Source organism: Roseateles sp. (assembly GCF_052436255.1).
Classification (GTDB): Bacteria; Pseudomonadota; Gammaproteobacteria; order Burkholderiales; family Burkholderiaceae_C; genus Pelomonas.
On the sequence record NZ_JBQVNP010000098.1, the window covers coordinates 1 to 19,093 of the forward strand.

Below are 19,093 nucleotides of genomic sequence, written 5' to 3' on the forward strand. Positions count from 1 at the left end.
GCTTTCAGCCGTCCGACGCGCCCAACCGCTGCCGCAACTGCCGGGCGGTGTGGCTGGAGTGGGAGGCCAATCTGACGTCCCAGGTGACGGTCGTTGCCGCCATCAGTGCCGAGCACTACAGCGACTTCGGCTCGACGACCACGGCCAAGCTCTCAGGCAGCTACCAGCTCGGCAGCGCCTTGCTGCTGCGCGGCGCGGCCAGCACCGGCTTCCGCGCGCCCAGCCTGCAGCAGCTCTATTTCTCGTCCACCTTCACCGACTTCATCAGCGGCCAGCCGCTCGACGTCGTGCTCGCGCCCAACGGCAGCGCCATCGCCAACGCGGCCGGCGTGCCAGCGTTGAAGCAGGAGAAATCCAAGAACCTCACCGTGGGCTTCACCTTCAAGCCCAGTGCCGACACGGCCATCACGGCCGACCTGTACCAGATCAACATCCGCGACCGCATCGTGTTGTCAGGCCGTTTCGACGCCGACAACTACCCGGCGCTCGGCGCCATCCTGCAAGGGCTGGGGGTGGGGCAGGCGCAGTTCTTTGTCAACTCGATCAACACGCGCACGCGTGGCCTGGACCTGACGGCGTCCAACCGCAGCAAGCTCGGTGTGGGTCAGCTCAACACCTTCCTCGCGTTGAACATCAGCCGCACAACGGTCACCCGTGTCAATGCGCCCACGTTGCTGCAGGGCTTCGAGGACGTGCTGCTGTCCGAGCGGGAGCGTCTCTTCATCGAACAGGGCGGCCCGCGCGCCAAGGCGACACTGGGCTTCGAGTACGCGCAGGGCGCCTTCACGACCGAGGCCAAGCTCATCCACTTCGGCAGCCAGACCCAGGGCACCTTCTCCGGCCCGCCGGTGCCCAACCTGCATTACAAGCCCAAGACCTCCATGGACCTGGGTCTGACCTGGCAGGCCACGCCCGCGCTCAAGCTCAGCGTCGGTGGCAACAACGTCTTCAACGTGAAGCCGACGCGCCAGAACCCGGACGAGACCGACAACGGCTTCTACTACGACAGCGTGCAGTTCGGCTTGAACGGCGCGTCCTACTTCGCGCGGGCGCACTACCGCTTCTGATGCAGCGTTGAGAATCCGGGCCGATGGACCACAGCTTCCTCTCGGCCCTGATCCTGCTTTTGCTGGTGCTCGACCCGCTCGGCAGCCTGCCCATCTTCATCTCGGTTATGCGCGCGGTGCCCAAAGAGCGCCGAACGCGCGTGGCCATGCGGGAGGTGGGCATTGCGTTTTGCGTGCTGTTCGCCTTCATGTTCCTCGGCGAGAGCTTCCTGCGGGTCATGCACCTGTCTGAGCGCTCGCTGGAGGTGGCCGGCGGCGTCATCCTGATGATCATCGCGATCCGCATGATCTTTGGCGGATCGAGCGAGTCAGCCTATGGGCTGGAGCCCGGCAAGGAGCCGCTGATCTTTCCGCTTGCCGTGCCCTTGCTGGCCGGGCCCTCGGCCATGGCCACGGTGTTGTTGCTGGCGTCCCGCCAGCCTGACCGCATCTACGAGTGGATCGGTGCGCTCAGCGCGGCCCTGCTGGTGTCGGGGCTGGTGCTGGTGCTCGCGGATCGCATCCGCAAGCTGTTGGGCGATTCGGTCGTGTCGGCCATCGAGAAGCTGATGGGCCTGGTACTGACCGCAATTGCGGTCGAGATGGTGCTGGCCGGCTTGAAGCGCTACTTCATCGGCGGCCTCTGATCTCGGCCAGCACCCACGCGCTCACTTGTTCTTCAGCTTGGCTTCCTTGCCTTTAGGCAGGACGGCCGTCATCGGCGGCACCGGACGGTCCGAGCCCGCGGCCTTGCCGGGGCCTGTGTCCTTCTTGGGTTTCTTTGTCATCTTGTTGCCGCGTTGTTCGGTGTTGGCCATAGGTCCTCCGTGCACAGTGATTGCGAGGCATCGAACTATGCCTCAGCGTCGTAGCGTGTTTTAGCTGGGCTTGCCACCCATTGCGATGCGGTGATGTCGTAGCGCTTGCAATCCATCTCGTACCAGCGGCCGATGCCGACGAAGGTCATTCCCAAGCGCTCCATGACGGCGGACGAGGGCGTGTTGTCCGGTTGACAGACGGCGCAGACCAACTGGGGCTGGAGTGTCTTGAACGCCCAGCCGACCATGTGGCGCGCCGCCTCGCTGGCAAAACCTTGGCCCCAGGCGTCCCGCCGCAGCCGCCAGCCGGTCTCCAGGGGTTCGGCCGGATCCCGGTTGAGGTGCTGGATGCAGCCGGTGCCTATCAGATCGCCGTCATCTCGCCGCATGAAACCCCACCATGAGTAACCGAACTCGGCCCAGCGGGCCTTCACGCGGTCAATCATGGACTGGGTGTCGGCCGGCATGTCCGGTCGCCCAGTGATGTAGCGCATGACGACCGGATCGCTGTTCAGGCGGAACAAGCCGTCGAAATGGCTGTCGTCCAGCGGTTCAAGTCGCAGGCGAGGCGTTATCAAGACAGTCATGGGCGGCGCAAGGATGGGGGATCGGCCGGATTTTCATGGGGCTGCCTCTCACGATTCGAAAGTCACTTTTCAGATCGCGAAAAGGAGCAATGCTGCACCGCCACAAGATTTCTCATTATGGTGAATTGCATTTCTTTATTTGAAATGCGCAAGTTAAGTTGTTGTTGTTAAAGAAAAATGTTTTTTGTCTTATATAAGACTTGAGGCCACACAAGGCCAGGGTCAAGACCTAGTCTTGCGGCATCGGTTTTCGATGTTCAGCAAGGAGTTATCCATGACCCGCCTCACCCGTGACCAACAGACCGCGGCCCTTGAAAAAGACTGGGCCGAGAACCCGCGTTGGCAGGGCATCACCCGCGGCTACAGCGCCGCCGACGTGGTGCGCCTGCGCGGTTCCATCGAGATCGAGCACACGCTGGCCAAGCGCGGCGCCGAAAAGCTCTGGGGTCTGGTCAACAGCGAGCCCTTTGTCAACGCGCTGGGCGCCCTGACCGGCAACCAGGCCATGCAGCAGGTCAAGGCCGGCCTGAAGGCCATCTATCTGTCGGGATGGCAAGTCGCCGGTGATGCCAACAGCAATGGCGAGATGTACCCCGACCAGTCGCTCTACTCGGTGGACTCGGTGCCCAAGGTCGTCAAGAAGATCAACGCCACCTTCCAGCGCGCCGACCAGATCCAGTGGAGCGAAGGCAAGGACGACATCGATTTCTTCGCCCCCATCGTGGCCGACGCGGAAGCCGGCTTCGGCGGCGTGCTGAATGCCTTCGAGCTGATGAAGGCCATGATCGAAGCAGGCGCCGCCGGCGTGCACTTTGAAGACCAGCTGGCCAGCGCCAAGAAGTGCGGCCACATGGGCGGCAAGGTGCTCGTGCCCACCCGCGAGGCGGTTGCCAAGCTTGTCGCCGCCCGCCTGGCCGCCGACGTGATGGGCACGCCCACCCTGCTGGTCGCCCGCACCGATGCCGAAGCGGGCGATCTGGTCACCGCCGACATCGACGACAACGACAAGCCCTTCTGCACCGGCGAGCGCACCGTCGAAGGCTTCTACCGCACCCGCAACGGCCTGGACCAGGCCATCAGCCGCGGCCTGGCCTATGCGCCCTATGCCGACCTGATCTGGTGCGAGACCGGCAAGCCCGAACTGGCCTTTGCCAAGGCCTTCGCCGACGCCATCCACGCCAAGTTCCCCGGCAAGCTGCTGGCCTACAACTGCTCGCCGTCGTTCAACTGGAAGAAGAACCTCGACGACGCGACCATTGCCAAGTTCCAGCGCGAGCTGGGCGCCATGGGCTACAAGTTCCAGTTCATCACGCTGGCCGGCTTCCACAGCCTGAACTACTCGATGTTCGAACTGGCCCATGGCTATGCACGCAACCAGATGAGCGCCTTTGTCGAGCTGCAGGAGAAGGAGTTCGCCGCCGCCGAGAAGGGCTTCACCGCGGTCAAGCACCAGCGCGAAGTCGGCACCGGCTACTTCGATGCCGTCACGACGACCATCGAGGCCAACGCCTCGACGGCCGCACTGAAGGGCTCGACGGAAGACGAACAGTTCTTCGACGCCAAGCACGGTTAAATCGTCAGCCTCAACTCCTGACTTTCACGGCCCGCGTCAAGCGGGCCTTTTTTCGTCCGGCTCAGCGGCGCGCGACCTGGAAGGTTCCGACCGCGGCGTTCAGGGTCGTGGCCTGCTCGCGCAGGCTCTCTGCCGCGGCGGTCGACTCCTCCACCAGCGCGGCGTTCTGCTGTGTGACCTGGTCAAGCTGGGCAATCGCGACATTGACCTGGGCGATGCCGTCTGACTGCTCGGCGGTTGCGGTCGTGATCTCGCCCATGATGTCCTTGACACGCTGCACGGCGCCGACGAGTTCGTCCATGGTCTTGCCCGCCTCGGCCACCAACCGCGAGCCGGCGTCCACACGCTCGACGCTGCTGCCGATCAGGCTCTTGATCTCCTTGGCGGCGTCCGCCGAGCGGCCGGCGAGCGAGCGCACCTCGCTGGCGACGACGGCGAAACCCCGGCCCTGCTCGCCCGCGCGTGCCGCCTCGACGGCCGCGTTCAGCGCCAGGATGTTGGTCTGGAAGGCGATGCCGTCGATGACACCGATGATGTCGGCGATCTTGCGCGAGCTGGCATTGATCTCGTCCATCGTATGCACCACCTGCGCCACCACCTCGCCGCCGCGCTGGGCCACGCTGGCGGCCGACGCGGCCAGCGAATTCGCCTGACCGGCCGACGCCGCGGACTGATGCACGGTGCCGGTCAGCTCCTCCATCGCACTGGCCGTCTGTTCCAGACTCGACGCGGCCTTCTCGGTGCGCGCGCTCAGGTCCTGGTTGCCGCTGGCGATTTCCGCCGAGGCGGTGCCGATGGACTCGGCCGAGTCGCGAATGCTGCCGATGGCCTGCGACAAGGTCTCGCGCATGCGGCGCAGCGTCGTCTGCAGTTGGCCAATCTCGTCCGAGCGGGCCACCATGCCCTGGCCCGAGCGCATCAGGTTGCCGTCGGCCACACGCTCGGCCAGCTCGTTGGCCGCCGCCAGCGGCAGCGTGATGCTGCGCGTGATGCGCCAGGCTGCCGCGATGCCCAGACCCAGGATCGCCACGCCGAGCGCCAGCAGCAGCAGCCGGCCGGTGCGGTTGGCTGCGTCGATGGCGGCGGCGGTCTCGTCGATGCTTTTGCGCTGGTGATCAAGAAATTCCTGCAAGCGGGCGAGATAGGCCTGCGAACCCGGCACGAAGACATCGGTCAATAGCTTGCCCGCCGCATCCGCCTGGCCGTCCTTCTTCAGCTTCACGATCTCGTCGCGCGACGCCAGATAGACCTGCCTGGCCTTGCCGATGGCCTCGAACAGCGCCCGCTCCTCGGGCGAGCGGACCAGCTGCTCGATGCGCTGCTGCAGGTCGGTGGACGACTTGGCCGACTGCGCCGTGTCCTCCTTGGACAGCTCCGCCAGCGCAGCGTCCGGGCTCTTGGCAATGACCATGCTGTGCCGCACGCCGGCGTTGACGTTGCGGTTCCAGTCGGCGAGCAGTCTTTCCTTGGTCAACGGTTCGGCCATCATCTGCCGCGTGGCCGCGGCGGTCGACGTCAGTCGCCACGCTGCCAGCGCGATGACGCAGGCTGCCAGCGCGAGCACCAGCGCAAAGCCCAGCGCCAGCCGCTTGCCGATGGAAAGCTTGAACACGGCGGTCTCCTCGTTTGATGAACCGGCGATGTTCGCGCCTGATCGGCCCACGCCGCTCGCCACGCCGCCCGCGCCTGCGGCTTACGTCACAGATCGTGATCCCGACGCCGGCGTGATCGGCTCAGCGCGAGGCGGCCAGCAGGGCCACATAGTCCTCGGGAGTGGCAATGCGCGGGTTGGTCTTGTGGCAGTGGTCCGCCAGCGCGCGCTCGATGATGCGCTCGTCCAGATCGCCGCCCACGCCCATCGACGCCAGGCCGCCGGGCAGGCCCAGCCTGGCATTCAAGGCGCTGATCGCGTCGGCGACCGCGTCAGCACTGTCGCCCGCCAGGCCCATGGCTTGCGCCAGGCGCTCGATGCGCCGGTCGCGCCGCACGCTCTCCGCTGCGGCGTTGAAGCGGATCACGGCCGGCAGGAAGACGGCGTTCAACGTGCCATGGTGCAGCCGCGGATTCAGGCCGCCGAGCGCGTGGCTCAACGAATGCACGGCGCCCAGACCCTTCTGGAAGGCCATGGCACCGTGCACGCTGGCGCACATCATGTCCATGCGCGCGTCGCGGTCCTGGCCGTCGCGCGTGGCGCGTTCGATGGACTGCCAGCCGCGCCGCAGGCCCTCCAGCGCAATGCCGTCGGCCGGCGGGTTGAAGGCCGGCGCGAGGAAGGTTTCGATGCAATGTGCAATCGCGTCCATGCCGGTCGCAGCGGTCAGCGCGGGCGGCAGTTTCAGCGTCAGCGCCGGGTCGCAGATGGCGGCCTTGGGCAGCAGCTCCCAGTTGTGGAAGCCGAGCTTGCGGCCATCGTCCACGATGATGATCGCGCCGCGTGCGACCTCGCTGCCGGTGCCCGCGGTTGTCGGCACCGCAATCAGCGGCAGCACCTTGGGGCTGATGCGCCCCGCGCCGCCCTCGATGGTGGCGTAGTCGGTCAGCGGTCCCTCGTGCGTGGCGGCGATGGCCACGCCCTTGGCCAGGTCCATGCTGGAGCCGCCGCCGATGGCGATGAGACCGTCGCAGTCGAACTCCCTGGCCACTTCGACCGCCAGGCGCACGGCAGCTTCGGTCGGGTTGGCGGGCGTACGGTCGAAGACGGGCGGCTTGACGTCGAAGGCGGCCAGCGCTTCGTCCAGCACCCCGGCTGCGCGCACGCCGGCGTCGGTCACGACGAGTGGGCGGCGGATGCCAATACGCTCGCACTCGGCCGGCAAAAGCCGGCTGGCGCCGAACTCGATCTCGATGCGGGTCAGGTAGAGGATCTGGGCCATGGTCGCTCCGCATTGAATGTCTTTGCGCATCCTAGATCGGCGTGTCTAGACTCGCCGTCATGCGTGCGACTCTGCTGGTTCTGGCGTTTTCGGTCGTGTTGGTCGCCTGCGGCGGTGGTGGGGGAGGGGAGTCAGCGCCACCGCCATCCTCGCCGCCGGTCGATAGCCAGCCCGGCCTGACCGACACGACGGTGTATTCATCCGCTGCCGACGCATCCCGGCCTGGCGCCGTGGAAGCTGCCGCCGTCAGCACCAAGACGTTGACGGCCAACGGCCACACGCTCAGCTACACAGCCACCGCCGGCCACCTGATCGCCCGCGACGCCGCCGGCGCGGCCCGTCGTCATGCGTGACCGCGCCGGAACGCCCCAGCAGCCCGGCAGCGCGAGCCCGACCGCAGAGCCCGCCTTCCAAGCGCCCCTGCGCGACCCGTGGGTGCCGCCGCAGACAATGCGGCCGCAATGAATCCCCAGCCACTCCTGTCACCCCGCATGGCCGAACTGTTGACGCGCATCCAGCGCGCCAACCGGCCGCCTTTTCATTCGCTGACTCCGCGCGAGGCCCGCATCGCCTACCGCATGGGCGCCGAGATCCTCGACCTGCCGCGCGCGCCGCTGGCCCGGGTGGAAGACCTCGAAGCCGCCGGCCGCCCCGCGCGCCTGTATGCCCCCAGCGGCGACAGGCTGCCGGTGCTGCTCTATCTGCATGGCGGCGGCTTCACCATCGGCGACCTTGAAACCCACGACAGCCTGTGCCGCCAGCTCGCACTGCGCAGCGGTGCCGCCGTGCTGGCGCTGGACTACCGCCTGGCGCCCGAGCACCGTTTCCCGGCTGCCGTCGACGACGCCTGGGCGGGCCTGACCTGGCTGCACCAGCAGGCGGGCGCCCTCGGCCTGGACGGCTCACGCCTGGCCGTCGGTGGCGACAGTGCCGGCGGCACGCTGGCTGCGGGCTGCGCCTTCTTCGCGCGCGAGCAGGGCCTGCCGCTGGCGCTGCAGTTGCTCATCACACCCGGCACCGACAGCCATATGAGCCACGACTCGCACCGCCGCTTCGCGGAAGGTTTTTTGCTCGACGCCCAGTCCATCGAGTGGTTCTTCGGCCATTACATCGATGCCGACCAGCGCGCCGACTGGCGCTTTGCGCCGCTGCACGCCGAAGACCACGGCGGCCTGGCGCCCGCCGCCGTGCTGCTGGCCGAGGTCGACCCGCTGGTGGACGAAGGCCTGGCCTATGCCGACGTGCTGCGCGCGGCCGGCGTGCCGGTGCAACTGGAGCTGGCGCGCGGTGTCACCCACGACTTCATCAAGATGGGCCGCAGCCTGCCCGAAGCCATTGCCGCCATCGACTTCTGCGCCACCGCGATCAAAGAACAACTCAAGCCATGAAACGCCAAGACTTCCGACTGCTCGAACCCCTGCGCGTGCGTTGGGCAGAGATCGATGCCCAGGGCATCGTCTTCAACGGCCATTACCTGACGTATCTCGACACCGCGATGAGCGCCTACTGGCGCGCGCTGGCGCTGCCCTATGCAGACACGATGAAGAGGCTCGGCGGTGACCTTTTCGTGCGTCGCGCCGCGCTCGACTATCTCGGCTCGGCCCGCTACGACGACCGCCTGGACATCGGCATCCGCTGCCGCGAGTTCGGCAACAGCTCGATGAAGGTCGACGCCGCCGTCTTTCGTGGCGACCAGTTGCTGGTGCAGGCCGACATGGTCTATGTCTTCGCCGACCCTGTCGCCCAGACGCCGCAGCGCCTGCCCGACGCGCTGCGCGACGTTGTCCATGGCTTCGAGGCTGGGCAAAGCGTCATCGAGGTCAGCTTGGGCGCCTGGAGCGAACACGGCGACGCCGCTGGCGCCATCCGCCACCAGGTTTTCATCGACGAGCAGGGCATTCCCGCCGACATGGAATGGGACGCCGCCGATGGAAGCTGCCTGCACGCCCTGGCCCGCAACCGCTTCGGCATGCCGCTGGCCACCGGCCGCATGCTGGAGCATGTGCCCGGCGTCGCCAAGATCGGCCGCATGGCGGTGCTGCGGCCGATGCGTGGCACCCAGATCGGTCGCCAGGTGCTGGACGCGTTGATGGCCGAGGCGAGGAAACTCGGCTATCGCGAAGTCCTGCTGCATGCGCAACTGTCGGCGGAGAACTTCTATTTGCGCGCGGGCTTCCAGCGGCGCGGCCAGCCGTTCGAGGAGGCGGGCATCGGGCATGTGGAGATGGTGCGACCTCTTTAGCCGAGCATCTCGAACCGCTCCACCTTGCGCTCGCTGGCCAGCCACGGCGCCATCGCTGCGGCGGTCTGGGGCTCGCGATGGCCCCAGCCTTCCGGGTAGACCTCCATCCAAGTCCAGCGCCCGTCGGCGTCCGGCTCCGGCCTTTGCAGCAGTTCGATCGGTGCCTCGACGCGCGCCTTGCGGAACGCGGTGAGGGCGTCGTCGACGTGTTCCGCGGCAACGCGGTAGTAGACGTAGAGCTGCATCAGTCCTGTGGCGGGATGTCGTAGGGAAGGGGGCAGTGCTGCAGCGTCGCGCCGGCAGCGCTGCCCAGATGCAGGCTGCCGCCTTCCAGCGCCGCGAGCCTGATTTCGGCGGCGATCACCGTACGTCCGTCGCGCGAGCCGCAGCCCGCAACGACCCCGGCGGGCTGCTCCGGGTCGGCGCTGTTGAAGATCTCCTGGCCGATCTCGGCGGCGCCGTCGGTCTTGAAGACCTGCAGCCGCCGCTTGAGCGTGCCGCGGTACTGACTCCTCGCAACGATCTCCTGGCCGGGGTAGCAGCCCTTCTTGAAGTTCACCCCGCCCAGCACTTCGAAATTGATCATCTGCGGCACGAAGGCCTCGACAGTCGCGCCGCGCACCCAGGCCATGCCGGCCGCCGCTTCGGCAACCGCCCAGTCATCGGACGACATCGCGGCGCCGGCCGGCGCCGGCGATGAAGCCGGCTGCACGCGCAGCGCGCGGCCCGAGCCCGGTAAGGTGATCTGCACGGCGTCGCCATCACGCACCAGTGTCCAGGCCTCGGTGGTCGGCGCGCCCAGCAGGCCGTAGACGGCGAACTCTTGGCTCGCATCGCTGAGCTTGCACTTGGCACGCATGACGAACATCGACAGTCGCTTGAGCGTGGCGGCCAATGTCTCGGCCGGCAGCGCCAGCAGGATCTCGTCATCGCCGCCGCGCCAGCCGACCATCGTCGCCAGCAGCCGGCCCTTGGCCGTGCAGAAACCGGCCAGCCGAGCGTGCTCGCGGTCGAGCAGCGCGAAGTCCTGGGTCAGCTGGGTGTGAAGGAAAGCGGCGGCGTCGGCGCCCTGGGCGCGGATCACGCCCCAGTCGCTGAGTCGGAGTAGGGAGGTTTGAAGGGTCTCGGACATGGCGGCAATTATCATCAGCGCCCTTTTGACCGGGCTTTCCACAGGGCATGAAGTCGTTGTCGCGAGCGCTGCTCGTCTTGTTGTTGATCGCGGCGCTGGCCGCAGGTGCCGTGTGGCATTGGCTGCGCAGCCCGCTGGGCCTGACGGCGCCGTCGGTGGAGCTGTCCATCGAGCCCGGCACCAACCCCGCCGAGGTCGCCCGCGCCTGGGTCGCCGCCGGCGTGCAGACGGATGCACGCCTCCTCTATCAATGGTTCAAGTGGTCGGGCCAGGCCAAGCAGATTCGCGCCGGCAGCTACGAGGTCCACGCGGGCATCACGCCGCGGGCGCTGCTGGACAAGATGGTGCGTGGCGACCAGGTCATGGAGCAGCTGCGCCTCATCGAGGGTTGGAACTGGCGCCAGGTCCGCGCTGCGCTCGCCGCCGCGCCGGCGCTAAAGGGCAAGACGGCGCAGATGAGCGATGCCGACATCATGGCCGCGCTCGGTGCCCCCGGCATCGCTCCCGAAGGCCGCTTCTTCCCCGACACCTATGCCTACAGTCGTGGCGTCAGCGACCTGACGGTCCTCAGGCGCGCCCATACGGCAATGCAGCAGCGCCTGGCTGCTGCTTGGGCCAAGCGGGCGCCCAACCTGCCATTGAAGTCACCCGACGAGGCGTTGATCCTGGCCTCCATCGTCGAGAAAGAAACCGGCACGCCGGCCGATCGCAGCCGCGTCGCCGCCGTCTTCATCAATCGCTTGCGCATCGGCATGCCGCTGCAGACCGACCCGACCGTCATCTACGGCCTGGGCGAGACCTTCGATGGCGACCTGCGCAAGCGCGATCTGCTGGCCGACACGCCCTTCAACACCTACACCCGCGGTGGCATGCCGCCGACGCCCATCGCCATGCCGGGCGCCGCGTCACTGCAGGCGGCGCTCAACCCGGCCCCCGTCAAGTCGCTCTATTTCGTTGCCCGTGGCGATGGCAGTAGCGAATTCAGCGACGACCTCGCCGCGCACAATCGCGCGGTCAACAAATACCAACGCGGCGGCAAGTGACGGGACGGTTCATTTCTTTCGAAGGCATCGACGGTGCCGGCAAGTCCACCCACATCCAGGCCGTGGCCGACTGGTTCCGCGCCCGTGGCGCCGATGTGCAGCTCAGCCGCGAGCCCGGCGGCACGCCGATGGCAGAGACGCTGCGCGACATCGTGCTCAGCCAGCCGATGGGGTCGCTCACCGAGTTGCTGCTGATGTTCGCCGGCCGCCGCGACCATGTCGAAACGGTCATCAAGCCCGCGCTCGCCACTGGCAAGACGCTGCTTTGCGACCGCTTCACCGACGCCAGCTTTGCCTACCAGGGCGGCGGCCGCGGCCTGCCGCTGTCGGTGCTGAACACGTTGGCCGACTGGGTGCAGGAGGGCACCGAGCCCGAGCTGACGCTGTGGTTCGACCTGCCCGCGGAGCAGGCCGCAGCGCGCCGCGCCAGCGCGCGCGAGGCTGACCGCATCGAGCAGCAGGACCTGGCGTTCTTCGAGCGCGTGCGCACTGGCTATGCGGCCCGCGCAGCCGGGGCGCCCGGGCGCATCGTGCGTATCGATGCAAGCGGCACGGTCGCGCAGGTCGCGGCCCAGGTGCTCGCCGTGCTCGAAAGGCGTTACCCCGCATGCTGAACGCCGATCTGCCGTGGCTGCAAGCGCCGCTGGCCGATGCGCTGGCGCGGGCGCGTTCGCACGCGCTGCTGGTGCAGGGGCCGGCCGGTGTCGGGCAACTGGAACTGGCCGTCAAGCTGGCGCAGAGCTGGCTCTGCGAAGACCGCGCCGAAGCGCAGCCGGCCTGCGGACATTGCGCCAGCTGCAAGCTGTTCGCCAGTGGGACCCACCCGGACTTCCAGCTGCTGCTGCCCGAAGCCCTGGATGCTTCGGCGCGCGAGTCGCTGGGCCTGCCCTTCGAGGAAGCCGACGCGCCCAAGGCCGGCAAGGCCAAGCCCAGTCGCGAGATCAAGGTCGAGGCGGTGCGCAACCTGCTGGCCTTTGCCCAGGCCACGTCGGCACGCGGTCGGGCCAAGGCGGTCGTCATTTTCCCGGCCGAGGCGCTCAACGGCATCGCGGCCAACGCGCTGCTGAAGACGCTGGAGGAGCCCTCGGGCCTGCTGCGCTTCGCCTTGGCCAGCCACGACAGTGCCAGCCTGCTGCCCACCATCCGCAGCCGCTGCCAGCCGCTGCCCTTGCCACTTCCAGAGCGCACCGCCGCCCTGGCCTGGCTGGCGGCCAAGGGTGTCGATGGCGCCGAGGGCCTGCTTGCCGCGACCGGCGGCCGGCCGCAGCAGGCCCTGGCCTGGTCCGAGGCCGGGCTGACCGATGCGGCCTGGCAAGCCATCCCCAAGCGCGTGGCGCGTGGCGAGGTAGCGGCCCTGTCCGACTGGGCGCCCCCGCGCGTCATCGACGCGCTGCAGCGCCTGTGCCACGACCTGGTGCGCCGCAGCCACGGTCAGCCGGGCCAGTTCTTTGCCGCGGCCGCATTGCCGTCGCCCAGGAGGGCGGCGCCGCTGCTGGCCTGGGACGCCGAGCTGCGCCGTGCGGCCCGCCATGCCGAACATCCACTCAACGCGGGGCTATGGATCGAGGCGCTGGTCGCGCAAGCCCAGACGGCCATGATGGCGGCCGCGCGCTGAATACACTCAGCCTATGAGTGACGCCAATCCCAAGCCCGGCAACCCGCAATTCCAGCCCAGCCAGATGGGTGGCAGCCTGCCTTTGCCAACCGTGGGCGGCGCGGCCGGCGCCGGCGCGCGGCCCAGCGTCATCCAGCTCGTCTTCCGCGAGAAGTCGGCGCTGTACGCAGCTTACATTCCGGCCTTCACCGATGGCGGCCTGTTCGTGCCGACCACGCGCGACTACAAGCTCGGCGAAGACATCTATCTGCTGCTGGCCTTGCCCGAGGACAACCAGCGCTATCCGGTGGCCGGCAAGGTGGCGTGGCTGACGCCGCCCAATGCCTCCGGCGGGCGTACCCAGGGTGTCGGCGTGCGCTTTCCGGGCGACGAGAAGACGCGGGCCATCCGCGTGCGTATCGAGGAGATCCTCGGCACCGCGATCTCTTCGAGCAAGCCGACGCAGACGCTCTAGCCGGATGTTCATCGATTCGCACTGCCACCTCAGCTTCCCCGAGCTGAAGCAGAACCTGCCCGCCATCCTGGCCGACATGCAGGCCGCCCAGGTCGAGCAGGCCATCTGTATCTGCACGCAGATGGAAGAGTTCGAGGCCGTGCACGCGCTGGCGCTTGGGCACGACCCGCTCTGGGCCACGGTGGGCGTGCATCCCGACACCGAGGACATGCGCGAGCCCGACGTGGCCGAACTGGTGCGGCTGGCGGCGCTGCCGCGCGTCGTCGCCATCGGCGAGACCGGGCTGGACTACTACCGGCTGAATGGCCGCAGCATCGACGACATGGCCTGGCAGCGCGAGCGCTTTCGCGTGCATATCCGCGCCGCCAGGCAGGCCGGCAAACCGCTGGTCATCCACACCCGCGCCAGCGCCGCCGACACGCTGCGCGTGTTGGACGAGGAGGGCGGCGAGTCGGCCGGCGGCGTCTTCCATTGCTTCACCGAGACCGCCGAGGTGGCGTTGGCCGCGGTCGAGCGCGGCTACTACATCTCCTTCTCGGGCATCGTCAGCTTCAAGAACGCCCAGGATCTGCGCGACCTGCTGAAGCTGCTGCCGCTGGATCGCGTGCTGATCGAGACGGACAGCCCATATCTGGCGCCCGTGCCCTTGCGGGGCAAGACCAATTCGCCCGCCTATGTGCCGCACGTGGCGAAGGCCGTGGCCGACGCAGTCGGCCTGCCCGTGCCCGAGCTGGCCGCGCTCACGACGGCCAACACACGGCGGTTGTTTCGATTGCCGGAGGTCCTATGAAGTCCTGGCTGGCGGGCCTTACGCTTTCTGCCGCGCTGTTGACACAGGCGGCGCCCATTGACGACCTTGTCAAGGCCGCCGAGATGGACGATGGCCGCACCGTGCTGGGCCTGCTGCTCAAGGGCGTGGATCCCAATCAGCATGATGCGCGTGGCCGCAGGGCGATCTTCGTGGCCGTGCACGAGGGCTCGCAACGCGCCCTCGACAGCCTGCTGGCCTCGCCGCTGACCCGCGTGGACGAGGCCAATGCCGAGGGCGAGACGCCGCTGATGATCGCGGCCATCCGCGGCGCGCTGCCGGCGGTGCAGGCCTTGGTCAAGCGCGGCGCTGCCGTCAACCGGGCCGGCTGGACGCCGCTGCACTACGCCTGCAGCGGCCCCGACAACGGCGTTGCGGCCTTCCTGATCGCGCAGGGTGCCGAGCTCAATGCGCGTTCGGAGAACGGCACGACACCGCTGATGATGGCGGCCCGCTATGGCAACTCCGACCTCGTGCCGCTGCTCATCAAGGCCGGTGCGGAGCCGCGTGCGGCCAACGAACAGGAGCTGACTGCGGCCGACTTCGCCCAGCGCGGCGAGCGCGACAAGCTGGCCGCCGAGCTGCGCCGCCTCATGAAAGAACGCCAGCGCGCAGCGGATGCTGCCAACTCCGCCAAATAGTGCTCGCCCGCGCGGCCGTGTAAGGGAAAGTCTTACAGGGCCAAGCGCATTGGGCCGACTGTCGTGAAACGGGTCGCCTGCCTACAGTGAAGCCATCGACTTACCCCGAGGCTCACCATGCTGACCACCACCCCGAATCTGGCCGACCCGTTTGCGATGCTCATCTCGCCTGAGCAGGTGATGAACGCCATCGGGCGCTCGGACCGCCTGGCCCGTCTGCACAGCCGCATCTACCGCCCTTTGGACCGGCCCTGGATTCCGGTCAAGGGCACGGCTGAGTTCGACAGCGAGATCGACGCCGAAGTGGAAACCGACCTGTCCGACGCTGCTGAATAAAGCAAAACGCCCGCAAGCTGCGGGCGTTTTGACTGCGAAGGCGGCGGCCTCAGACGCGCTTGCGGTACTCGTGCGTGCGGGTGTCGATCTCGATCTTGTCGCCGTTTTCCACGAAAGCCGGGACGGAGATTTCAAAGCCGGTGCCCTTCAGACGGGCGGGCTTCATGACCTTGCCCGAGGTGTCGCCCTTGGCCGCCGGCTCGGTCTCGATCTCGCGCACGACGCTGGTGGGCAGCTCGATGGAGATGGCCTTGCCGTCGTAGAAGGTGACTTCGGCGGCCATGCTGTCTTCGAGGTAGGAGATGGCGTCGCCCATGTTCTCGGCCTCGACCTCGTACTGGTTGTACTCGGTGTCCATGAAGACATACATCGGGTCGGCGAAGTAGGTGTAGGTGCACTCCTTCTTGTCGAGGATGATCTGCTCCATCTTGTCGTCAGCCTTGAAGACCAGCTCGGCGCCGGCGCCGTTCAGCAGATTCTTCATCTTGATGCGCACGGTAGCGGCGCCACGGCCGCCGCGGCTGTATTCGGTCTTCAGGACGACCATCGGGTCCTTGCCCTGCATGATCACGTTGCCGGCGCGGATTTCTTGAGCGAGTTTCATGGTGTATTGCGAGGTAGAGCGCCGGCTGGCCGGCAGGCTGCGCACCAGATCCCCTCTTGGCTTGGCGCGGCAAAGCCCGAGATTCTAGCGGGAAGCCCCCACGAACGCGTCCAGCTGGCTCAGCAGGTCGGGCTGCGCGGCCAACTGCGCACGCCAGGCCGGCGCATGAGCGGCCGCCTCCGTGAGCCCCGTCAGCGAAGCCGGCAAGGCGGCCAAACCATTCCAGCCGCGCCACAACGCTCGCCAGGCCTCTGGCAGTTCTGCGCGGGCCATGAAGGCCTCCAGCTTGGCGTGGTGGGCGTTGTCGTGCTGCGGATAGATGTGCCAGACGAAAGGCTTGCCGGCCCATTGCGCGCGCACGAAAGAATCCTCGCCGCGGACCAGGTTCAGGTCGCAGGACCACAGCAGGCGGTCGTAGTCCGGTTGCGGCAGATAGGGCAGGGCGATGCTGCGCAAACCCGGCCGGCCGCTGATCTCTGCCTGCGTCGGCCCCGGGCATGCGAGCAGCAGCGTTGGCTGTTCAGCCAGCGTGTCCAGCAGCGCCGGCAGGGCCGCGTTGGCATAGGCAAACAGGCTGACGACCCGTTCACCCGACCGTGGCGCCCAGCCTTGCTGCGCCAGCCAGCCGCCGCCGTCGAAGCCATCGACCAGATCGAGCAACCCGGGCTCGCGCAGCAGGCCGCCGGTGCGCGGCGTGAAACCAGGGTAGAAGAAATGCTTGACCAAGCCCGCGCCGGGCCCGCTGAACTGCGGTGACGCCAGGCCATGGCTGCGTTCAACGTAATCTTCTGCGCTGAGGTATTCGAGATTGATCCAGCGCGGCGCCAGCGGACAGGCCGCCATGCGCGCGACGAAGGCGGGTGGGAGTTCGCAGCCAAAGGCTTCGACGACGACGTCGCCCGGCTGCACCTGCACATCCTGGTCCGGCCAAGCGCGCAGTTCGATACCGGCGGGATGCTCAGGCGCCATCCATGCCAGCGCCGACGCATCGTCGACCCACAGCCGCACGGCGTGACCGCGTCTGGCCAGGTCGCACGCGAGCCGCCAGCAGACGCCGAGGTCGCCGTGGTTGTCGATGACGCGGCAGAAGAGGTCCCAAAGCGGGCGGCTATCCATCGGGCGGATTGTCCCAGGCGAAAATCCGGCCGATGTCGAGCCCGCCCCCTTCCAGCCCAGATACCCCAGAGGCCCAGCCGTCCGAACAGGAACGCAGCGCAGCCGCCGAGCGCGACGCGCGCATGGTGCGCGAGAAGCTGCTCAACGAGGTCAATTCGCTGCCGGCCATGCCCGGCGTGTACCGCTATTTCGACGCCAAGGGCGACGTGCTCTATGTCGGTAAGGCCAAGGACCTCAGGAAGCGCGTCTGCAGCTATTTCCAGAAGAACCATGGTGGCACGCGCATCGGCGTGATGGTGTCGCGCATCGTGCGGCTGGAGACCACTGTGGTTCGCACCGAGGCCGAGGCCCTGCTGCTTGAGAACAACCTGATCAAGACGTTGAATCCGCGCTTCAACATCCTGTTCCGCGACGACAAGAGCTACCCCTATCTGAAGCTGACCTCGCACGCCTGGCCGCGCATGGCCTACTACCGCGGCGCGGTGGACAAGCGGCACAAGTACTTCGGCCCCTTCCCGAGCGCCTGGGCGGTCAAGGAATCCATCCAGCTGATGCAGAAGGTCTTCAAGCTGCGCACCTGCGAGGACAGCGTTTTCAACAACCGCAGCCGGCCCTGCCTGCTGCATCAGATCAAGCGCTGCTCGGCGCCCTGCGTGCCCGTCGGGCAGACGCCCGAGTACGCGCGCGATGTGCGAAGCGCTGAAGCCTTCTTGCGCGGCGAGACGGACGAGGTGATGGCAGCGCTCCAGCAGCAGATGGCGGCTTATGCGGAGCGCTTCGACTACGAACTGGCGGCCGAGGTCCGCAACCAGATCCAGGCGCTGTCCAAGGTGCTGCAACAGCAGGTCATCGAGGAGAGCAGTGCGACCGGCCGCGACCGCGATGTCGACATCCTGGCCGTCAAGGTGCAGGGGGGGCGTGCCTGCGTCAACCTGGCGATGGTGCGGGGCGGGCGGCATCTCGGCGACCGCGCCTTCTTCCCCAAGCATGTCGACGAGGCGACGGCCGTTCATCTGGACGACGAGGAACAGCTCTCCGTCGAACGCCAGGTGCTCGAAGCCTTCATGGCCCAACACTATCTCGCCGCGCCCGTGCCCAGCCTGATCATCGTCAGTGAACCGGTGGCCACCAGTCTGGCCGATGCGCTGGCCTTGCAGCTCGGCAGCCGCGTGACCGTGCAGGCCCAGCCGCGCGGTCAGCGACGCGTCTGGCAGGACATGTGCATCAAGGGTGCCGAGCTGGCGCTGGCCAGGCTGCTGGCAGAGGAAGGCTCGCAACAGGCGCGCACGCGCGCGCTGGTCGATGCACTGGACCTGTCGGTCGCCGAGATCGACAAGTTCCGCGTCGAGTGCTTCGACATCAGCCACACGGCGGGCGAGGCGACGATGGCGAGCTGCGTCGTCTTCGAGGACCACCAGATGCAAAGCAGCCAGTACCGCCGCTACAACATCGAAGGCATCACCGGCGGCGACGACTACGCGGCGATGCGCCAGGTGCTGACACGCCGCTACAGCAAGATGGCCGAGGCCGCCCAGCTCGGCACCGCGCGGCTGCCCGACCTCGTGCTGGTGGACGGTGGCCGCGGCCAGGTCAGCATGGCGCGCGAGGTCTTCGAGGAGCTCGGCCTCGACCTGGGGCTGATCGCCGGTGTCGAGAAAGGCGACGGTCGCAAGGTCGGGCTGGAGGAGCTGGTGTTCGCCGATGGCCGCGAGAAGGTCTACCTTGGTCGCGACTCGGCCGCCCTGATGCTGGTCGCCCAGATCCGTGACGAGGCCCACCGCTTTGCCATCACCGGCATGCGGAGCAAGCGCGCCGCGACGCGCACAGGGGGCTCGCGGCTGGAGGACGTGCCTGGCGTCGGGCCCAAGAAGCGCTCGCAGTTGCTGCAGCGCTTTGGCGGTGTACGCGGCGTGGCCGGTGCGAGCGTCGATGAGCTCTGCAGCGTGAAAGGCATCTCGCGAGAGTTGGCCGAAGACATCTATCGCGCGCTGCACTGACCTCAGCTGAAGCGAGATCCCGCAGACAACAGATTCATTGAAAGAGGAGGCGTTGTGTCCACGAAGAACCGTTTGCTGAGCGCTGCGCAATGGCTAGTCGCGCCCCTGCTGGTGGGCTGCAGTGCCGCACCCCGCGCGCCGGCTCCCGGCCCGGCGCCAGCGCCGGCACCCGCGCCCGTCGTCGCTGCCGTGCCTGCTGCCCCTGCGC

At 67.6% G+C, this 19,093-nt stretch carries 22 protein-coding genes; 14 read left to right on the top strand and 8 right to left on the bottom strand.

Annotated elements, in window-relative coordinates:
- Positions 1 to 1,067 (top strand): TonB-dependent receptor domain-containing protein (locus ACT6S0_RS18995; protein WP_444765355.1); only part of this gene is annotated, 1,067 nt, incomplete at its 5' end.
- Positions 1,068 to 1,090: 23 nt separating this feature from the next.
- Entirely contained in the window at positions 1,091 to 1,693 is a 603-nt protein-coding gene (locus tag ACT6S0_RS19000; protein ID WP_444765356.1) for a MarC family protein, read from the top strand.
- Between the two features lie 21 nt (positions 1,694 to 1,714).
- Here ACT6S0_RS19000 and ACT6S0_RS19005 read toward each other — a convergent pair whose 3' ends face one another.
- Together ACT6S0_RS19005 and ACT6S0_RS19010 are read right to left on the bottom strand one after the other, a co-directional pair.
- Positions 1,715 to 1,864, bottom strand: coding sequence for a hypothetical protein (locus ACT6S0_RS19005; RefSeq protein WP_200946909.1), 150 nt, complete (start codon positions 1,862 to 1,864; stop codon positions 1,715 to 1,717).
- A gap of 35 nt (positions 1,865 to 1,899) precedes the next feature.
- Entirely contained in the window at positions 1,900 to 2,451 is a 552-nt protein-coding gene (locus tag ACT6S0_RS19010; protein ID WP_444765357.1) for a GNAT family N-acetyltransferase, read from the bottom strand.
- Between the two features lie 274 nt (positions 2,452 to 2,725).
- On the opposite strand from ACT6S0_RS19010, the gene aceA reads away from it, so the two are divergent.
- On the top strand, positions 2,726 to 4,024 hold the full coding sequence (aceA, locus tag ACT6S0_RS19015) for an isocitrate lyase (RefSeq protein ID WP_444765358.1): 1,299 nt from the start codon (positions 2,726 to 2,728) through the stop codon (positions 4,022 to 4,024).
- 61 nt (positions 4,025 to 4,085) lie between these two features.
- Here the strand turns inward: aceA and ACT6S0_RS19020 are convergent, their stop codons facing one another.
- A complete protein-coding gene (locus tag ACT6S0_RS19020) occupies positions 4,086 to 5,636 on the bottom strand; it encodes a methyl-accepting chemotaxis protein (protein WP_444765359.1) in 1,551 nt (516 codons plus the stop codon).
- 121 nt (positions 5,637 to 5,757) lie between these two features.
- Positions 5,758 to 6,897 carry an iron-containing alcohol dehydrogenase gene (locus ACT6S0_RS19025; protein WP_444765360.1) on the bottom strand — a complete coding sequence of 380 codons (1,140 nt, stop codon included), beginning with the start codon at positions 6,895 to 6,897 and terminating at the stop codon, positions 5,758 to 5,760.
- A gap of 59 nt (positions 6,898 to 6,956) precedes the next feature.
- Between ACT6S0_RS19025 and ACT6S0_RS19030 the strand changes: the two genes are divergently transcribed.
- The 3 genes from ACT6S0_RS19030 (at position 6,957) to ACT6S0_RS19040 (ending at position 9,139) form a co-directional block, all read left to right on the top strand.
- Entirely contained in the window at positions 6,957 to 7,250 is a 294-nt protein-coding gene (locus ACT6S0_RS19030) for a hypothetical protein (protein WP_444765361.1), read from the top strand.
- 138 nt (positions 7,251 to 7,388) lie between these two features.
- Positions 7,389 to 8,285 (top strand): alpha/beta hydrolase, encoded by an 897-nt coding sequence (locus tag ACT6S0_RS19035; RefSeq protein WP_444765362.1) that lies wholly within the window; start codon positions 7,389 to 7,391, stop codon positions 8,283 to 8,285.
- Positions 8,282 to 9,139 carry a YbgC/FadM family acyl-CoA thioesterase gene (locus ACT6S0_RS19040; protein WP_444765363.1) on the top strand — a complete coding sequence of 286 codons (858 nt, stop codon included), beginning with the start codon at positions 8,282 to 8,284 and terminating at the stop codon, positions 9,137 to 9,139. The genes ACT6S0_RS19035 and ACT6S0_RS19040 overlap by 4 nt, the downstream gene beginning before the upstream one ends.
- On the opposite strand, the gene ACT6S0_RS19045 is transcribed toward ACT6S0_RS19040, so the two are convergent.
- The gene (locus tag ACT6S0_RS19045; RefSeq protein ID WP_444765364.1) at positions 9,136 to 9,384 is read right to left on the bottom strand and encodes a DUF4936 family protein; all 249 of its coding nucleotides are present in this window, start codon (positions 9,382 to 9,384) and stop codon (positions 9,136 to 9,138) included. The genes ACT6S0_RS19040 and ACT6S0_RS19045 overlap by 4 nt on opposite strands.
- The gene (gene ygfZ / locus ACT6S0_RS19050) at positions 9,384 to 10,271 is read right to left on the bottom strand and encodes a CAF17-like 4Fe-4S cluster assembly/insertion protein YgfZ (protein WP_444765365.1); all 888 of its coding nucleotides are present in this window, start codon (positions 10,269 to 10,271) and stop codon (positions 9,384 to 9,386) included. Before ygfZ ends, ACT6S0_RS19045 begins: the two co-directional genes overlap by 1 nt.
- A 47-nt stretch (positions 10,272 to 10,318) precedes the next feature.
- Between ygfZ and mltG the strand changes: the two genes are divergently transcribed.
- The 7 genes from mltG to ACT6S0_RS19085 all read left to right on the top strand — a co-directional run bounded on the left by mltG (position 10,319) and on the right by ACT6S0_RS19085 (position 15,168).
- Complete coding sequence (gene mltG / locus ACT6S0_RS19055; protein ID WP_444765366.1) at positions 10,319 to 11,314, top strand: endolytic transglycosylase MltG; 996 nt, start codon at positions 10,319 to 10,321, stop codon at positions 11,312 to 11,314.
- On the top strand, positions 11,311 to 11,928 hold the full coding sequence (gene tmk, locus ACT6S0_RS19060; protein WP_444765367.1) for a dTMP kinase: 618 nt from the start codon (positions 11,311 to 11,313) through the stop codon (positions 11,926 to 11,928). The genes mltG and tmk overlap by 4 nt, the downstream gene beginning before the upstream one ends.
- Positions 11,922 to 12,929, top strand: a complete 1,008-nt coding sequence (locus ACT6S0_RS19065) for a DNA polymerase III subunit delta' (RefSeq protein ID WP_444765368.1) — start codon at positions 11,922 to 11,924, stop codon at positions 12,927 to 12,929. The genes tmk and ACT6S0_RS19065 overlap by 7 nt, the downstream gene beginning before the upstream one ends.
- Before the next feature lie 64 nt (positions 12,930 to 12,993).
- Positions 12,994 to 13,383: a PilZ domain-containing protein gene (locus ACT6S0_RS19070; RefSeq protein ID WP_056271770.1), complete on the top strand. Its 390-nt coding sequence runs from the start codon at positions 12,994 to 12,996 to the stop codon at positions 13,381 to 13,383.
- A gap of 4 nt (positions 13,384 to 13,387) precedes the next feature.
- A complete protein-coding gene (locus ACT6S0_RS19075) occupies positions 13,388 to 14,173 on the top strand; it encodes a TatD family hydrolase (RefSeq protein WP_444765369.1) in 786 nt (261 codons plus the stop codon).
- The gene (locus ACT6S0_RS19080) at positions 14,170 to 14,832 is read left to right on the top strand and encodes an ankyrin repeat domain-containing protein (protein ID WP_444765370.1); all 663 of its coding nucleotides are present in this window, start codon (positions 14,170 to 14,172) and stop codon (positions 14,830 to 14,832) included. Before ACT6S0_RS19075 ends, ACT6S0_RS19080 begins: the two co-directional genes overlap by 4 nt.
- 117 nt (positions 14,833 to 14,949) lie before the next feature.
- The gene (locus ACT6S0_RS19085) at positions 14,950 to 15,168 is read left to right on the top strand and encodes a hypothetical protein (protein ID WP_444765371.1); all 219 of its coding nucleotides are present in this window, start codon (positions 14,950 to 14,952) and stop codon (positions 15,166 to 15,168) included.
- Positions 15,169 to 15,217: 49 nt separating this feature from the next.
- On the opposite strand, the gene efp is transcribed toward ACT6S0_RS19085, so the two are convergent.
- The gene (gene efp / locus ACT6S0_RS19090) at positions 15,218 to 15,772 is read right to left on the bottom strand and encodes an elongation factor P (protein ID WP_444765372.1); all 555 of its coding nucleotides are present in this window, start codon (positions 15,770 to 15,772) and stop codon (positions 15,218 to 15,220) included.
- Between the two features lie 84 nt (positions 15,773 to 15,856).
- Positions 15,857 to 16,888, bottom strand: a complete 1,032-nt coding sequence (gene earP / locus ACT6S0_RS19095; protein ID WP_444765373.1) for an elongation factor P maturation arginine rhamnosyltransferase EarP — start codon at positions 16,886 to 16,888, stop codon at positions 15,857 to 15,859.
- Between the two features lie 32 nt (positions 16,889 to 16,920).
- Here earP and uvrC point away from each other — a divergent pair, with 32 nt between their 5' ends.
- Positions 16,921 to 18,885, top strand: a complete 1,965-nt coding sequence (uvrC, locus tag ACT6S0_RS19100; protein WP_444765374.1) for an excinuclease ABC subunit UvrC — start codon at positions 16,921 to 16,923, stop codon at positions 18,883 to 18,885.
- Positions 18,886 to 19,093: the final 208 nt, after the last annotated feature.

Bases quoted from the DNA above. Each gene is read 5' to 3' on its own strand.
- ACT6S0_RS19000 (WP_444765356.1), top strand. From the start codon at position 1,091: ATGGACCACAGCTTCCTCTCGGCCCTGATCCTGCTTTTGCTGGTGCTC.
- ACT6S0_RS19005 (WP_200946909.1), bottom strand. From the start codon at position 1,864: ATGGCCAACACCGAACAACGCGGCAACAAGATGACAAAGAAACCCAAG.
- ACT6S0_RS19010 (WP_444765357.1), bottom strand. From the start codon at position 2,451: ATGACTGTCTTGATAACGCCTCGCCTGCGACTTGAACCGCTGGACGAC.
- aceA (WP_444765358.1), top strand. From the start codon at position 2,726: ATGACCCGCCTCACCCGTGACCAACAGACCGCGGCCCTTGAAAAAGAC.
- ACT6S0_RS19025 (WP_444765360.1), bottom strand. From the start codon at position 6,897: ATGGCCCAGATCCTCTACCTGACCCGCATCGAGATCGAGTTCGGCGCC.
- ACT6S0_RS19030 (WP_444765361.1), top strand. From the start codon at position 6,957: ATGCGTGCGACTCTGCTGGTTCTGGCGTTTTCGGTCGTGTTGGTCGCC.
- ACT6S0_RS19035 (WP_444765362.1), top strand. From the start codon at position 7,389: ATGGCCGAACTGTTGACGCGCATCCAGCGCGCCAACCGGCCGCCTTTT.
- ACT6S0_RS19040 (WP_444765363.1), top strand. From the start codon at position 8,282: ATGAAACGCCAAGACTTCCGACTGCTCGAACCCCTGCGCGTGCGTTGG.
- ACT6S0_RS19045 (WP_444765364.1), bottom strand. From the start codon at position 9,384: ATGCAGCTCTACGTCTACTACCGCGTTGCCGCGGAACACGTCGACGAC.
- ygfZ (WP_444765365.1), bottom strand. From the start codon at position 10,271: ATGTCCGAGACCCTTCAAACCTCCCTACTCCGACTCAGCGACTGGGGC.
- mltG (WP_444765366.1), top strand. From the start codon at position 10,319: ATGAAGTCGTTGTCGCGAGCGCTGCTCGTCTTGTTGTTGATCGCGGCG.
- ACT6S0_RS19065 (WP_444765368.1), top strand. From the start codon at position 11,922: ATGCTGAACGCCGATCTGCCGTGGCTGCAAGCGCCGCTGGCCGATGCG.
- ACT6S0_RS19070 (WP_056271770.1), top strand. From the start codon at position 12,994: ATGGGTGGCAGCCTGCCTTTGCCAACCGTGGGCGGCGCGGCCGGCGCC.
- ACT6S0_RS19075 (WP_444765369.1), top strand. From the start codon at position 13,388: ATGTTCATCGATTCGCACTGCCACCTCAGCTTCCCCGAGCTGAAGCAG.
- ACT6S0_RS19080 (WP_444765370.1), top strand. From the start codon at position 14,170: ATGAAGTCCTGGCTGGCGGGCCTTACGCTTTCTGCCGCGCTGTTGACA.
- ACT6S0_RS19085 (WP_444765371.1), top strand. From the start codon at position 14,950: ATGCTGACCACCACCCCGAATCTGGCCGACCCGTTTGCGATGCTCATC.
- efp (WP_444765372.1), bottom strand. From the start codon at position 15,772: ATGAAACTCGCTCAAGAAATCCGCGCCGGCAACGTGATCATGCAGGGC.
- earP (WP_444765373.1), bottom strand. From the start codon at position 16,888: ATGGATAGCCGCCCGCTTTGGGACCTCTTCTGCCGCGTCATCGACAAC.
- uvrC (WP_444765374.1), top strand. From the start codon at position 16,921: ATGTCGAGCCCGCCCCCTTCCAGCCCAGATACCCCAGAGGCCCAGCCG.